Below are 13,240 nucleotides of genomic sequence, written 5' to 3' on the forward strand. Positions count from 1 at the left end.
TCCCCCGTTCTCGGGAGCGTTCCAGCAGGTAGGTCCCGTTTGCGCAAGGGCCGGCACGGCAAAAAGACCGGCCGGCATACCCCCCGCCCGCTGGACGCTGGACGTGATCGCCTACCAGATCTTCACCCGATCTTCCGGCTTCAGGTAGAGCATGTCGCCCGGGCGGATGTTCCATGCCCGGTACCAGGCATCGATATTGTGCATCGGCATGTTCACCCGCGCCTGCGGCGGCGAATGCGGATCGGTCACGATGCGCTGGCGCACGCTGTCCTCGCGCAGCTTCTGCCGCCAGACCTGCGCCCAGCCCAGGAACACGCGCTGGTCGCCGGTCAGCCCGCCCAGCACCGGCGACGGCTTGCCATGCAGCGAGGCATGGTAGGCGTCCAGCGCCAAGGTCAGGCCGCCGAGATCGGCGATGTTCTCGCCCATCGTCAGCTTGCCGTTCACATGGACGCCCGGCAGCACCTGGAACGCATCGTACTGTGCGCCGAAACGGGCGGCCAGCTTCAGGAACCGCGCCTCGTCATCCTTGGTCCACCATTCCTTCAGGCGACCGAGATAATCGAATTTCCGCCCCTCGTCGTCGAAGGAATGGGTCATCTCGTGACCGATCACGCCGCCGATGGCGCCGTAATTGATCGCCGGATCGGCCTTCGGGTTGAAGAACGGCGGCTGCAGGATCGCGGCGGGGAACACGACCTCGTTGAACAGCGGGTTGTTGTAGGCATTGACCGTCTGCGGCGTCATGTCCCACTCGTCGCGGTCCACCGGATGGCCCAGATGGCCCAGCCAGTAGCGCCATTCGAACGCCATGGCCCGTTCCGCGTTGCCGTAGGCGTCGCCCTGGCGGATCTCCAGCCCCGAATAGTCGCGCCAGCGGTTGGGATAGCCGATCTGGACGGTGAAATGGTCCAGCTTCTGGACCGCCGCGTCACGGGTCTGCGGCCCCATCCATTCGTTATGCTGCAGGCGCACCCGGAAGGCGGCCTTCAGCTCGTCGGTCAGGGTATGCATCGTGTCGCGATAGGCCGGCGGGAAATAGCGCGCGACATACACCCGGCCCAGCGCCATGCCCATCGCGCTGCCGGTCGCCGACGCCCCGCGCTTCCACCGGACGGGAAGCTGCGGCTGGCCGGCCAGGATCCGGTCGTTGAAATCGAACGACGCATCGACGATGGCATGCGGGAGGTAGCGCGCGGCGTTGTCCACCAGATGGAAGGCCAGCCAGGCCCGCAGGGTCGCCAGATCGGTCTCGGACGCGATCCGCGCTTCGCCGGCGATGGCGTCGGGCTCGCCGACGATCAGCGTGCCCGTGCGCGTGAGGGGCTCGGGCAGTGCGGCAGCCGTCAGGTAAGCCGTCCAGTCGAACCCGGGCGCGCGCTTCTGCAGGTCCGGCACCGTGATCGGATTATAGACCTTGTCCGGGTCGCGCAGGTCCGCCCGCGCCCAGTGGACGCCGGCCAGCCGGGTTTCGAATGTCACGATCGCGGGCGCCATGCGCGCCGCGTCCGGCCAGTGGATCATGTCCAGGATCTTGGCGACATAGGCTTGGTAGGCGGTCTTCTTCGCCGCCATGTCGGGCTTGAGGTAGTAATCGCGGTCCGGCATGCCGATCCCGCCCTGATCCAGGGTCAGGGCATAGACCGTCGGGTCCTTGGCGTCCGGCTGGATCCCGAAGCCGAACAGCGAATACTGGAACCCCGTCTGCGCCCGGCCCAGCAGGGTCGCGAACGCCGTGCGGTCGGTCACCGCGCGTATGGCGTCCAGGCCGGCGGCCAGCGGCTTCTGGCCCCGGGCTTCGATGCCGCCTTCATCCATGAAGGTCGCATAGAAGGTGCCCAGCTTCTGCTCGATCGTGGTGGGTTGTGCGGCGGGGTGCGCGGACAGGTCCTGCAGGATGGTCTGCACCCGCTTGCGCGACAGTTCGCTCAGGGCGTTGAACGGCCCGTAGGACGTCATGTCCGGCGGAATCACAATATCGTGAACAGCACGACCGTTGGCATAGCCGAAGAAATCATTGCCCGGGCGAATCGCTGCGTCCCGCCCGGCGACGTCGAACCCCCATGCCCCGTAGGTCGGCGCATCGTCGGTCGCATGCGCCACCGTCGCCCCGCCCGACATCAGCATCGCCACACCGCACAGCCAGGCCGCGCGGGTCCGTCTTCCGCGCCGGCTTCCTTTGAATTCCGCCATCATGGTCCCTTTTTACGTTCGGCCGGCCGGCGCACCCCGCGCCTCCCGGCTTATTTCCGGCGACCGGCCTTGCCCGCCTTGGCACCAGCCGGCACCGGGGATGCCTCGGCGGCAACCCGGTAGTCGAACACCATTGCCCCTGCCAGATAAGGCGCCGCGAAGACCTTGAAGGCGTCGTGCGCGGGGTCGAACAGGCCCGGCTGGTTCACCACCGGGCGGCCGACATAATAATTACGATCCCCTTCCGAACGGAAGGTCACGAGGAAGGCGATTTCATACCCCTCGTCCTGTCCCTCGCCGCTGTTCTGCACCCCGGTTTCGATCGAAACCACCAGCGGCCGCCCGTCGGGGCGGCGCGAATCGGTCGCCAGTTCCAGGAATCGCCGCACGACCTCGGCCCTCTGGAACGGGGTCGCGGATTTCAGGAATCGGAACAGCACCATGTGCCTGACCACGCCCGGACGGAAATCCGGGGCGGTGAAATTCGCCGCGCCGACCTGCGCCAGCACCTGCTGGACCGCGACCGCCGCCGCGTCGGGCGGGGCAACCCCGGCGGGGGAACTCGCGATCGGCAGGGAATAAGGATCGGCCAGCGCCGGCGTAACCGTGGCGGCGCCGGTCACGGCAAGAAACCCCAATCCGGCCATGGCCGTCCAAATCCGATCGGTCATCGTGGTGTCCTTCCCTTCCTGTTTCCCCGCGCGGAACATTCACCCCGCCAGGCATGGCGACGGCGTCAGGCGATGGCCGCCTGGCGTATGAACTTCTTTCGGCGCTGGCGGATCAGCAGGTAGACGACCCGGCCGATCAGCGCATGGACCCAGCCATGCGGCGCAATGCCGATCGTCTTGAGGATCATGCCGGTCACCCGCGCGGTGTGTTTCGGCTGGTAGACACCCATCGCCCGCGACATGTAGGCGGCGATGCAGCGCCCGTGGTCGTAGGGCATGCCCACCGGATCGTTGGTGGTATGGTACGCCGACGCCAGTTCGTCGTCCTCGCTTTCGGTGACGCGGCCCAGCGCGATGCGCGTGCGCTCCCATACCCCCAGGCGTTCCCGCTTCAGGTAGCGGTGCATGTGATCGTAGAACAGCTTGAAATGACGGTATTCGTCGGCCGCGATCTGCTTGCAGATCGCCTTCAGCAGCGGCTCGTCCGTCGCATCGGCCAGCGCGGTGTAGAAGGACGACGTCCCGGTCTCGACCATGCAGCGCGCGATCAGTTCGCCGGTGCGCGACCCGCGGACCGAACTGTCGACCTCCAGGTCCAGGCTGTAGGCCGCGCGATAGCGTTCAAACGCCTCGGGATAATTCCAGGACGGGTCCGCCAGCATCGCCCAGCGTCCCAGTGCGTCGCCGTGCTGCACTTCCTCTACCGCCCAGTTGTCGGCCGCCGCGCCGAAGGCCGGATCGTCCGAGAACACATTGTTCAGGTAGACGGCATAATCGACGCCATTCCGTTCGACGACCGAAGCCGCCTTGACCACCGGTATGATGTCGGGGTCCACCCGCGACGGGTCGAAACTATCCCAATCCATCTGTTCAATGCGCCAGTGCTTCATCGTCCCCAGTTCTCTTGCGTCCGTTGCGGTCACAGGCGGCCGGATATCATCCCCGGCCCGGATCGGGCATTACCGCCGCATATGCGCGGCCTGCACAAATCCTTTTCAGCATCCGAGATGGCATAAACGGCCGCATTATGCCATGCAGGCAAACCCCGGACGGACGCGCACGCCCCCTGGCGCCCCCACGGCATGACAATCATGACAATAACGAACGCGGACCAAACCGTATGAACATCCATGAATATCAGGCGAAAACCCTGTTACGCGGGTTCGGCATGCCCATCCCCGAGGGCCGCGTCGTCCGCTCGCCGGACGAGGCCGTGTCGGCCGCGCGCACGATGGCCGGCCCGCTGGTCGTCGTGAAGGCGCAGATCCACGCGGGCGGCCGGGGCGCCGGGCATTTCGCCCACGACCCCGGGGGCAAGGGCGGCGTCCGCCTGGCCCGCACGCCCGACGAGGTCGAGCAGGCTGCCGTGGCCATGCTGGACCACACGCTGGTCACCCGCCAGACCGGCCCGGCCGGCCGCGTCGTGCGCCGCCTGTATATCGAGGCCGGCTGCGACATCGGGCGCGAGCTGTACCTGTCCCTGCTGGTGGACCGCACCACGGGGCGAATCGTCATCGTGGCGTCGCAGGACGGCGGCATGGCGATCGAGGACGTGGCCGAGGCGACGCCCGAGCGAATCCTGAAGGAATCGATCGACCCGTCCGTCGGGCTGGCCGACTACCAGGGCCGCAACCTGGCGGCCCGGCTGGACCTGCACGGGCGCTCCATCCGCGCCTTCACCACGGTGCTGCGCGCGGCCTACGACGCCTTCGTCGCGCTGGACGCCTCGGTCGTCGAGATCAACCCGCTGGTCGTGACGCCGGCGGGCGGCCTGCTGGCGCTGGACGCCAAGATGAGCTTCGACGACAACGCGCTGTTCCGCCACCCGGAACTGGAAGAACTGCGCGACGAGAACGAGGAAGACCCCCGCGAGCGCGAGGCCGCGCGCCACGGCCTGGCCTATGTCGGGCTGGACGGCACCATCGGCTGCATGGTCAACGGCGCGGGCCTGGCCATGGCGACCATGGACATCATCAAGATGGAGGGCGAGGAACCGGCCAATTTCCTCGATGTCGGCGGCGGCGCGACGCAGGAACGCGTGGCCGCAGCCTTCCGCATCGTGCTGTCCGACCGCAAGGTCCGGGGCATCCTGGTCAATATCTTCGGCGGCATCATGCGCTGCGACATCATTGCCGAGGCCATCATCGCCGCGTCGCGCGAGACGGGCCTGCATGTGCCGCTGGTCGTCCGGCTGGCCGGCACCAATGTCGAACTGGGGCAGGACATCCTGTCGAAATCGGGCCTGCGCATCATCCCGGCCGACGACCTGGCCGACGCGGCGCGCAAGATCGTCGCCGCCGTGCGCGAAGAAGGAGCCGCCTGATGTCCATCCTGGTCAACCACGCCACGAAACTCATCACCCAGGGCTTCACCGGGGCGCAGGGCACCTTCCATTCCGAACAGGCCCTGGCCTACGGCACCCGCCTGGTGGGCGGCGTCACCCCCGGCCGGGGCGGCGAGATCCACCTCGGCCTGCCGGTGTTCGACACCGTCGCGCAGGCGCGCGAGGCCACGGGCGCCGACGCGACGGTCATCTACGTGCCGCCCGCCGGGGCCGCCGACGCCATCCTGGAGGCCATCGCGGCGGAAATCCCGCTGATCGTCTGCATCACCGAGGGCATCCCGGTGCTGGACATGGTGCGCGTGCATCAGGTCCTGGCCGGGTCGGACAGCATCCTGATCGGGCCCAATTGCCCGGGCATCATCACGCCGGACGAATGCAAGATCGGCATCATGCCGGGCGCGATCCACCGGCGCGGCCATGTCGGCATCGTCTCGCGTTCGGGCACCCTGACCTACGAGGCGGTGGCCCAGACCACCGCGATCGGCCTGGGGCAGAGCACCTGCGTCGGCATCGGCGGCGATCCGGTCAAGGGACTCGATTTCACCGATGTCCTGGAACGCTTCATTGCCGATCCGGATACCGATTCGATCATCATGATCGGCGAGATCGGCGGCACATCGGAAATCGAGGCCGCCGCCCTGATCCGCGACAGCGGGACGACCAAGCCGGTGGTGGGCTTCATCGCCGGCGCCACCGCCCCGCCGGGCCGGCGCATGGGCCATGCCGGGGCCGTCATCACCGGCGGGCACGAGACCGCGGCGGCCAAGATCGACGCCCTGCGCGCGGCGGGCATCCATGTCTCGGCCAGCCCGGCGACGCTGGGCCGCACCCTGGTCGACGTGCTGTCCGGCCGCGCCTGATGCGCCGCCGCCCCCTTGCGCCCGCAATCGGGGCGCAAGGGGACGGCCCAGGATGGGTGACATCCGGCCCCCTTCTGTGGCACAGCCGTGTTTCCCTATTCGCCGAGTTCGAGGAAACCTGCCCGATGCCCGATGGTGTCATCCCGGCCACATCGCCGCATCACGCGGCGTCCCTGCCCCAGCCGCGCACCGACTGGACGCGCGACGAGGTCGCGGCCCTGATCGCCCTGCCCTTCCCCGAACTGATGTTCCAGGCGCAAAGCGTGCACCGCGCCCGCTTCGACCCGACCGAAATCCAGATTTCCACCCTGCTGTCGATCAAGACCGGCGGCTGCCCCGAGGATTGCGCCTACTGCCCGCAGAGTGCGATGCACGAGGATGGCGGCGTGAAGGCCAGCCGCCTGATGGCGGTCGAGGCCGTGCTGAAGGAAGCCCGCGCCGCGCGCGACGCCGGCGCCGCGCGCTTCTGCATGGGGGCCGCCTGGCGGTCGCCCAAGGAGCATGACCTGGATACGGTCTGCGCCATGATCGAGGGCGTGAAGGGCCTGGGCCTGGAAACCTGCGTGACGCTGGGCATGCTGGACGACCGGCAGGCAGGCCGCCTGCGCGACGCGGGGCTGGATTACTACAACCACAATCTCGACACCTCGCCCGAGCACTACGGCGCCATCATATCCACCCGCACCTACCAGGACCGGCTGGACACGCTGGCGCATGTGCGCGACGCCGGGATCAATGTCTGCTGCGGCGGCATCGTCGGCATGGGCGAGGACGACAGCGACCGTGCCGGCCTGATCGCCAGCCTGGCCAGCCTGCCCAAACACCCCGAAAGCGTGCCGATCAACCTGCTGGTCCGCGTCGCGGGCACGCCCCTGGCCCAGGCCGAGCCGGTCGATCCGATCGACTTCGTGCGCATCATCGCCGCCGCCCGTATCACCATGCCCGCCAGCCGCGTGCGCCTGGCGGCCGGCCGCGAGGACATGACGGACGAGGCCCAGACGCTGTGCTTCCTGGCCGGCGCCAATTCGATCTTCTATGGCGAGAAGCTGCTGACCACCCCCAACCCGGAAGCCAGCCGCGACGCCCGCCTGCTGGCCCGGCTGGGCATGCACACAAGCCTCAGCCAGCACTAGGCAGGGGCACCGACCGGCCGGCGCGGCCATTTAGGGCTTGCGTCCGGCCGCGCTCTGCCCGACATCACCCCTCATGTCGTATGCGATCAAGGAGATGTTCGCGACCCTCCAGGGCGAGGGCGCGCACGCCGGCCGTGCCGCCGTGTTCTGCCGCTTTGCCGGATGCAATCTCTGGTCGGGGCGGGAGGCCGATCGCGCTGCGGCGGTCTGTCGCTTCTGCGATACGGATTTCATCGGCACCGACGGCGAGGGCGGCGGACGCTTCGCCAGCGCCGCACTGCTGGCCGATGCCATCGCCACCACCTGGCCGGCCCCCGACCGGTCGCGCGCCTTCGTCGTCTTCACGGGCGGCGAGCCGCTGCTGCAACTGGACGCCGCCCTGATCGAGGCGGTGCACGCCCGCGGGTTCGAGATCGCGATCGAGACCAACGGCACGCTGCCCGCGCCCGACGGCATCGACTGGATCTGCGTCAGCCCCAAGGCCGGGGCAACGCTGGTGCAGCGCCGCGGCCATGAGCTGAAACTGGTCTATCCCCAGCCCGACCTGCCGCCCGAAGACATGGCGGGGCTGGATTTCACGCAATTCTGGCTACAACCGATGGACGGCCCGGACCAGGTCGCGAATACGGCCGCCGCCGTCGCCTATTGCCGCGCGCACCCGCGCTGGCGCCTGTCGCTGCAGACCCACAAGCTGATCGGGATTCCCTGACATGACCGCCTCGCCTGGCATGGCCACATCCCTGGCCCCGGCCGACCCGCTGCGCGAGACGGCCATCGTGCTGTTTTCCGGCGGCCAGGATTCCGCCACCTGCCTGGCCTGGGCGCTGTCGCGTTTCGGCCGGGTGGAGACGCTGGGCTTCGATTACGGCCAGCGCCACGCCGTCGAACTGACCTGTCGGGCCAGGCTGCGCGACGGCATGGCGGCGCTGAACCCGCTGTGGGCCGAACGGCTGGGCGAGGACCATACGCTGGCCCTGGATGCGCTGGGCGCGGTGTCGGACACCGCGCTGACGCGCGACGCCGCGATCACGATGAACGAAAACGGGCTACCCAGCACCTTCGTCCCCGGCCGCAACCTGATCTTCCTGACCTTCGCCGCCGCCCTGGCCGCCCGGCGGGGAGCGCGCCACATCATCGGCGGCATGTGCGAAACCGATTATTCCGGCTACCCCGACTGCCGCGACGACACGATCAAGGCGCTCCAGGTCGCGCTGAATCTCGGCATGGCCAGCCGCTATGTCCTGCACACACCCCTGATGTGGATCGACAAGGCCGAAACCTGGCGGCTGGCCGAAGGGCTGGGCGGCACCGAACTGGTCGAGCTGATCAATCGCGAAAGCCACAGCTGCTACCTGGGCGTGCGCGATACGCTCCATCCGTGGGGCCATGGCTGCGGCGCGTGCCCCGCGTGCGACCTGCGCCGCGCGGGCTGGGAACGCTATGCCCGGGATCGTCTGGCCGGGACAGCGGCGCATGCTTGACCTGGTCTTCACCCGTCGGTTCTCGATGGGCCACCGGCTGATCCACGGGGCGAGCGAGAGCTGCGCCCTGCCCCATGGCCACAACGAATTCGTCACCGTCGGGCTGCGTCCCACCACCCCGCGCCCGCTGGATGGCGCGGGCAACATGGTCGTGTCGTTCCAGCGGGCGAAGGGCCGGTGGCATCGCTTCGTCGATGACCGCCTGGACCATGCGCTGCAGTTGTCCGAGGACGACCCCCTGCTGGGGTGGTTCCGCACGCACGAACCCGAACGCGCGCGCCGCATCGTCGTCACCCCCGGCGACCCCACGACCGAACTGATGGCCTGCCTGATGATGGCCAAGCTGAACGCGCTGCTGGATGACGACGGCGGCGTGCTGCGCTGCGCCGAAATCACGTTGCAGGAAACGCCGACCAACACCGTGCACTTTGCCGGCGACCCGCTGGACATGCTGCCCACGCCCCGCCCGCCGGAACGCTGCTGGTGGCGGCGCGCGGACGACAGCATCTCGGATTCCTGACCGGGGTCACCGCCCCGCCACACTACATCACGCCCACACCACATCCCGCCTGACACAAGGACCCCGCATGACCGGCCTTGCCCGCTACCGGACCGAATGGTTCGGCAACGTGACCCGCGACATCCTGGCCGGCATGGTCGGCACCTTCGCCCTGATCCCCGAGGTCATCGCCTTTTCCTTCGTCGCCGGCGTCGACCCCGAGGTCGGGCTGTATGCCTCGTTCGTCATCAGTGTCGTCATCGCCTTTGCCGGCGGACGCCCGGGCATGATCTCGGGGGCCGCGGGATCGGTGGCGCTGGTGGCGGCGGCCCTGGTCCGAGCGCATGGCGTGCAGTACCTGCTGGCCGCGACCCTGCTGGCCGGGGCGTTGCAGATGCTGGCCGGGGCACTGCGGCTGCATCTGCTGATGCGCTATGTCTCGCGTTCGGTACGCACGGGGTTCGTCAACGCGCTGGCGATCCTGATCTTTTCGGCGCAGTTGCCCCACATGATGCATGTCACCTGGCATACCTATGCCGCGATCGCGCTGGGTCTTGCGATCATCTACGGCGTGCCGCGCCTGTTCAGCGCCATTCCCTCGCCGCTGATCTGCATCGTGGTGCTGACCGTGGTGGCGTCGGTCTGGCACGCGCCGCTGCACACCGTCGCCGACCTGGGGCGCCTGCCCGACAGCTTGCCGCATCTGGTCTGGCCCCAGGTGCCGCCGACACTTGCGACCCTGGACATCATCCTGCCCTATGCGGCGGCCATGGCGATGGTCGGCCTGCTGGAATCGATGATGACCGCCAGCGTCGTCGACGACATGACCGAAACCCACAGCAGCAAGCGTACGGAATGCGTGGGGCTGGGCGTCGCCAACATCGCCGTCGGCCTGTTCGGCGGCATCGCCGGGTGCGGCATGATCGGCCAGACGGTCGGCAACCTGCGCTATGGCGGGCGCGGGCGGCTGTCGACCTTCGTCGCCGGGGCGTTCCTTCTGCTGCTGATGGTGGCGTTGCGGCCGTGGGTGGCACGGGTGCCGGTCGCGGCCCTGGTGGCCATCATGATCATGGTGTCGGCCAGCACGTTCTCATGGTCGTCGCTGCGCGACCTGGGCACCCATCCCGCGACCGCCAGCCTGGTCATGCTGGCGACGGTGGCGGTCGTGGTCGCGACCCACGACCTGGCGGCCGGGGTGCTGGTGGGCGTACTGCTCAGCGGCCTGTTCTTCGCGTTCAAGGTGTCGCGGATGGTGACGGTCGACAGCATGTACGACGCGGCCCGCGATACGCGCACCTATCGCGTGGCCGGGCAGATCTTCTTCGCCTCGTCCGACCTGTTCACCGACCAGTTCGACACGCGCGACAGCGCCCGCCATGTGCAGATCGACCTGCGGCAGGCGCATTTCTGGGACATCACCGCCGTCGGCGCGCTGGAAGAGGTCGTCGCCCGTCTTGAACGGCACGGAATCGCAGTCGAACTGATCGGCCTCAACGCCGCCAGCGCCACCCTGATCGACCGCCATTCGGCGCTGGAGGTCCCGGCGACCTCATCATAGCTGGGGTCTATGTTCTGGGTGGCGGCTCGGCGAACGGATCCGACCCCACCGCCGGCAGGACGCCGGCCGTCGCGGGGGTGCCCAGTGCCCGCGCGCTCTGTGCGGCCCGAAGCGACAGCGCCGCCGCGCCGCCGGCATCCCCGGCCAGGCCCGCCGCCCGCGCCGCGAGCGTCAGCGCCCGCGCCATGCCGCGATAATCCACAATCCGCCGTCGCAGGCCGGCCGCGTGCTGCGCCAGTTGGCGCGCCTGCCCGGGATCGGCCGTCAGCAGCAGGCGGGCGCGCAGTTCGTCCTCGTCCGCCTGCCATTTGTCAGGGACCGGGCGCGTGTGCGCCAGATGCCGGGCGGTAACGGACAGGGTCGCACGGTCGCCCCGCGCATCGGCAATCAGCCCGGTCAGCAGGCTGGCCTGCTCGGCCACACCGGGGTCGGCGACATCCATCGCGCCGGCTGCCAGGGGGGCGGCCTCGGCATCGCGCGACAGGCGATGCAGCGCCGCCGCCTGCACCAGGTCCAGTTCCGCGTCGCCGCCGTTTCGCTCCCGGACCGCCAGCGCCGCGCGCGTGGCCGCCACGGTGGACAGCGCATCGGCCGGCCTGTCCTGCGCCAGTTGCACCACGGCCAGATTATATCCGGCATCCCCGATCGCCCCGGCATCGTCGCGCGCCAGGGCGCGGGTCCCGGCCTGCCGGTACTGGCCCTCGGCCACCGACAGCCGGTCCAGTTCGGCGGCCTGGCGGGCCGCATCCATCGACTGGTTCAGGGTGTCGTCCCGCGGCGGCGCGACACCGCCGCCACCGCACCCGGCAAGAACCACGGACAGCGCCGCGATCGTCAGGCACACCCCCTTCATGGCTGGATCTTTCCGGCCGGCAGGCGTCGTGACGTGGGCGCCGAAGCGCTGCTGCCACCCAGCAGCCACAGGCCGCGCAACTGATCGGTCAGCTTCTGCAGGCTGGCCGCCGTCACCTGCGCCTGCGTCAGCAGCACCGGTAATTCGGCCGACGTTTCCTGCAGATTGCGGGTGATCGCCGGAAGGCGCGGGCTGGCCTTGCGCAGGTCGCCGGTCGCGGCCCGGACGTTGGCCATGCTGGCGTCGGCCTTGGCCATCAACGCCGACATCTGGCGTTCCACCGGGGCCAGCTGGGCGATGGCGTCGTTCAGCGCCGCGACCGTCTTTTCCGCCTGGCGGATAAGCTCGTCGTTGGTCATCAGGCGGCCCACGGTGCCCTTGCCGGCGTGCAGGTCGGTGATGGTGCTGTCCAGTTGCGACATCATGTGCTGCGCGCTGTCCAGCACGGGCAGGATCCGGCTGCGGATATCGGCGAAGGTCTGCGTGACCATGTCCGCCGGGTTGGGCGCGTTGTGCGCGGTGACGACGGCGTAATGCCAGTCCATCTCCTGCCCGGTGCCACGGCTGATATCGATATAGTTCGCGCCGGCCACGACGAAGCGCTTGCGAATGACGGCGGTGCTGTCGCGCCGGATATAGGGTTCGATCTCCGGATCGATTTCGGCCACCGCGTACATGCCGCCCGACGGATTGATCCGGATGCGGCGGATATTGCCGGCATGAATGCCCAGCACCTCGATATCGTCACCGATGGACAGGCCGCTGACCCCGACGTCTGGCAGGACGATCCGCAGCCGGCCCTCCGGCGTCAGCCAGTCCCGCAGGACGCCTGCCTCGATGATCGCGGCGAAGCAGATCACCAACGACAGCAGCACGAGCACCCCGACCCATTCGTCGGCATAGCGCACCCGCACGAGCTGCCGTGCCAGGTCGGTTTTCTGATCCTGGGCCATCATACCCCCCGCATGACGAAAAGGCCTTCGTCGAGAAGGCGCAGATGGACATTCACCGCCTTGCGGTATTCGTACCAGATCGAGGCATTCCGTGCGAACCACACCACTGCTGCCCCCCGGTCCCGCGCAGCCGTCACGGCTTCGAGGAACGGCAGCATCGCATCGGGCGGCAGGGTGTCGGACACATCTTCCAGCAGCAGCAGCTCCGGCCGGCCCAGGAAGGCCCGGACGCAGGCGGCGCGCGCCAGGTCGGCGGCGGACAGCCGGCCCGGGACCGAGACCGGCAGGCCGGGAAAGCCGAAGGCTTGCCCCAGCGCCATGGCGGCATCGATCACCTCGTCGGTCGGGCGCGTGGTGTGATGCAGTTGCGGCAGCATGATGTTGAGATGCGTGCCGAACAGATCCACCCACATGCCCTGCCGGGCGATCCGCCCGATGCGCCCCCGCAGCGCGTTCAATTGCCGGTCGCCCAGGCCCTGCCAGTCCAGCCCCATGAAGCGCACCGATCCCGCGGCCAGCGGCACCATGCCGCAGCACAGGTCGGCAAACAGCGTCGCCCGGCGCGGGTCGCGGCATTCGATGACGGCCGAGTCGCCGGGCATCAGCCGCAGGTCGAAGGGCACCGGCGCCAGGCCGCTTTCGTCGAACGACGGCAGGGCCGCGCGAAGCTCCAGCATCGGGCCGCTCGTCGCCAT

13 protein-coding genes are annotated in these 13,240 nt (G+C 68.9%); 7 read left to right on the forward strand and 6 right to left on the reverse strand.

Annotated features, from left to right (window positions below; translation table 11 throughout):
* Nucleotides 1–111: 111 nt before the first annotated feature.
* The 3 genes from HLH34_RS16655 to HLH34_RS16665 form a co-directional block, all read right to left on the reverse strand.
* On the reverse strand, nt 112–2,196 hold the full coding sequence (locus tag HLH34_RS16655) for a M13 family metallopeptidase (protein WP_373318553.1): 2,085 nt from the start codon (nt 2,194–2,196) through the stop codon (nt 112–114).
* 47 nt (nt 2,197–2,243) lie between these two features.
* Complete coding sequence (locus HLH34_RS16660) at nt 2,244–2,864, reverse strand: Dabb family protein (RefSeq protein WP_373318552.1); 621 nt, start codon at nt 2,862–2,864, stop codon at nt 2,244–2,246.
* A gap of 65 nt (nt 2,865–2,929) precedes the next feature.
* Nucleotides 2,930–3,754 (reverse strand): acyl-ACP desaturase, encoded by an 825-nt coding sequence (locus HLH34_RS16665; RefSeq protein WP_183120726.1) that lies wholly within the window; start codon nt 3,752–3,754, stop codon nt 2,930–2,932.
* A gap of 230 nt (nt 3,755–3,984) precedes the next feature.
* Here HLH34_RS16665 and sucC point away from each other — a divergent pair, with 230 nt between their 5' ends.
* From sucC to HLH34_RS16700, 7 genes are all read left to right on the forward strand, one after another.
* Nucleotides 3,985–5,187, forward strand: a complete 1,203-nt coding sequence (gene sucC, locus HLH34_RS16670; protein ID WP_183120693.1) for an ADP-forming succinate--CoA ligase subunit beta — start codon at nt 3,985–3,987, stop codon at nt 5,185–5,187.
* Complete coding sequence (gene sucD / locus HLH34_RS16675) at nt 5,187–6,068, forward strand: succinate--CoA ligase subunit alpha (RefSeq protein ID WP_183120694.1); 882 nt, start codon at nt 5,187–5,189, stop codon at nt 6,066–6,068. Before sucC ends, sucD begins: the two co-directional genes overlap by 1 nt.
* Nucleotides 6,069–6,193: 125 nt before the next feature.
* Nucleotides 6,194–7,201, forward strand: a complete 1,008-nt coding sequence (gene bioB, locus HLH34_RS16680) for a biotin synthase BioB (protein ID WP_183120727.1) — start codon at nt 6,194–6,196, stop codon at nt 7,199–7,201.
* Between the two features lie 73 nt (nt 7,202–7,274).
* Nucleotides 7,275–7,910: a 7-carboxy-7-deazaguanine synthase gene (gene queE, locus HLH34_RS16685; protein ID WP_183120695.1), complete on the forward strand. Its 636-nt coding sequence runs from the start codon at nt 7,275–7,277 to the stop codon at nt 7,908–7,910.
* A gap of 19 nt (nt 7,911–7,929) precedes the next feature.
* Nucleotides 7,930–8,682: a 7-cyano-7-deazaguanine synthase QueC gene (gene queC, locus HLH34_RS16690; RefSeq protein WP_183120728.1), complete on the forward strand. Its 753-nt coding sequence runs from the start codon at nt 7,930–7,932 to the stop codon at nt 8,680–8,682.
* Nucleotides 8,675–9,202, forward strand: a complete 528-nt coding sequence (locus tag HLH34_RS16695; protein ID WP_183120696.1) for a 6-pyruvoyl trahydropterin synthase family protein — start codon at nt 8,675–8,677, stop codon at nt 9,200–9,202. Before queC ends, HLH34_RS16695 begins: the two co-directional genes overlap by 8 nt.
* Before the next feature lie 67 nt (nt 9,203–9,269).
* Complete coding sequence (locus HLH34_RS16700) at nt 9,270–10,739, forward strand: SulP family inorganic anion transporter (protein WP_183120697.1); 1,470 nt, start codon at nt 9,270–9,272, stop codon at nt 10,737–10,739.
* A gap of 7 nt (nt 10,740–10,746) precedes the next feature.
* Here HLH34_RS16700 and HLH34_RS16705 read toward each other — a convergent pair whose 3' ends face one another.
* The 3 genes from HLH34_RS16705 to HLH34_RS16715 are packed head-to-tail and all read right to left on the reverse strand — an operon-like array spanning nt 10,747 to nt 13,240.
* Nucleotides 10,747–11,592 carry a hypothetical protein gene (locus HLH34_RS16705; RefSeq protein WP_183120698.1) on the reverse strand — a complete coding sequence of 282 codons (846 nt, stop codon included), beginning with the start codon at nt 11,590–11,592 and terminating at the stop codon, nt 10,747–10,749.
* Nucleotides 11,589–12,545 carry an MlaD family protein gene (locus tag HLH34_RS16710; protein WP_183120729.1) on the reverse strand — a complete coding sequence of 319 codons (957 nt, stop codon included), beginning with the start codon at nt 12,543–12,545 and terminating at the stop codon, nt 11,589–11,591. The genes HLH34_RS16705 and HLH34_RS16710 overlap by 4 nt, the downstream gene beginning before the upstream one ends.
* On the reverse strand, nt 12,545–13,240 hold the full coding sequence (locus HLH34_RS16715) for a P-loop NTPase family protein (protein ID WP_183120699.1): 696 nt from the start codon (nt 13,238–13,240) through the stop codon (nt 12,545–12,547). The genes HLH34_RS16710 and HLH34_RS16715 overlap by 1 nt, the downstream gene beginning before the upstream one ends.

Origin of the sequence: Gluconacetobacter azotocaptans (genome assembly GCF_014174355.1) — a bacterium.
GTDB classification, from domain to species: Bacteria; Pseudomonadota; Alphaproteobacteria; order Acetobacterales; family Acetobacteraceae; genus Gluconacetobacter; species Gluconacetobacter azotocaptans.